We start from the raw sequence: 1,480 nt of genomic DNA, 5'->3' as shown, positions 1-1,480 counted from the left end.
GGGACTATCCGAAATTCGGTGTTTCGGCCCTCATGGTTAGTACTGCTCTGCGGTGGGCCAGCGGCCTTCGAAGACGGTCGCGAACACGTTCAGTGCTGGCTTCCATCGCATGGTCCATCGTGCCTGTCCTTTGCCGGTCGGATCCAGTGATCGGGTGACCAGATAGAGGCATTTGAGCGCGGCGTGCTCGTTGGGGAAGTGTCCCCGGGCACGGACCGCGCGCCGGTAGCGGGCGTTCAGCGATTCGATCGCGTTGGTGGAGAACAGGATCCGGCGGATCTCGACTTCGTAGGCCAGGAACGGGGTGAACTGCTCCCAGGCGTTCTCCCATAACCGGATCAGCGCCGGATATCGCTGGCCCCAGACCCCGGTGAACGTGTCGAACTCGGCCCTGGCCGCTGCCGCGGTCGGGGCGGTGTACACCAGCTTCAACTCCCGGGCGATCTGGTCCCAGTACTTGCGTGAGGTCAGCCGGAAGCTGTTGCGCAGCAGATGAATGACGCAGGTCTGCACGATCGCGTCCGGCCAGGTGGACTCCACCACCTCGGGTAGGCCTTTGAGTCCGTCACAGACCACGAACATCGTGTCGGTCACGCCACGGTTCTTCAGCTCGGTTAGCACCGCCAGCCAATACTTCGCGCCCTCGCCATCACCGGGCGTGCCGGCCCACAACCCCAGCACGTCCTTGCACCCATCGACGCTGACCCCAATCGCAGCGTAGAACGGGCGGTTCGCGACCTGACCGTCACGGACCTTGACCACGATCGCGTCGATGAAGATCGCCGCGTAGATCGCGTCCAACGGGCGAGCTAACCATTCGGTCATCTCCTCGCTGACCTTGTCGGTGATCCGGGCGATCGTGTCCTTGGACACCGCGGCACCGTAGATCTCCTCCAGGTGAGCGCTGATCTCCCCGGTCGTGAGGCCCTTGGCGGTCAGCGACAGCACCAACGCGTCCACACTGGCCAGTTTCCGGTGGTGCTTGGGCACGATCACCGGCTCGAACGTGCCCGCCCGGTCCCGCGGGACCTGGATGTCGACTTTGCCCGCTGAGTCCGTCATCACGGTCTTGGTCCGAGAGCCGTTACGCACATTGCGTTGCTCGCCCACCGCCGCCGGGTGCGCGTCCTGCCCCAGTGAGGGCTGGTGCTTGGAATGGCCCAGGTGCTCGCTCATCTCCTCCTCCAGCGAGGTCTCCAGCACCATCTTGGTCAGCTTCTTCAGCAGTCCCTGCGGTCCAGCGATTGGATCACCATTGGCCCGGGCCCGGCGCACCAACGCAGCAATCGCTTCCATCTCAGCCCGTTCGGCCCCCGAACGTTTGGGTCGACGATCCTGGGGCTGCTTGCGACCAGCCGTGTCGTGCGTCGGCTCGACCTGCTCTTCGTTCATGTCCTGCAGTGTCATGCGTCCCTATTCCGATCCCGCCCACAGCAGTGGGCGTGTCACGGACCAGAAACACCGAAACTGCGATAGTCCC

The 1,480-nt window shown here is 64.1% G+C and carries 1 protein-coding gene; it reads right to left on the bottom strand.

Annotation, left to right across the window (positions count from 1 at the left end):
* Positions 1-36 precede the first annotated feature (36 nt).
* Positions 37-1,296 carry an IS256 family transposase gene (locus tag AZH51_RS05970; protein ID WP_291522349.1) on the bottom strand — a complete coding sequence of 420 codons (1,260 nt, stop codon included), beginning with the start codon at positions 1,294-1,296 and terminating at the stop codon, positions 37-39.
* Positions 1,297-1,480: the final 184 nt, after the last annotated feature.

Origin of the sequence: Branchiibius sp. NY16-3462-2 (assembly GCF_001594145.1) — a bacterium.
In the GTDB taxonomy this organism is placed as follows: Bacteria; Actinomycetota; Actinomycetes; order Actinomycetales; family Dermatophilaceae; genus Branchiibius.
Note: the sequence above shows the minus strand (reverse complement) of the source record. Positions and strands in the feature narration are given on the sequence as shown.

Excerpts from the sequence above, each read along its gene's own strand:
- AZH51_RS05970 (WP_291522349.1), bottom strand. The coding sequence starts at position 1,296 with ATGGAAGCGATTGCTGCGTTGGTGCGCCGGGCCCGGGCCAATGGTGAT.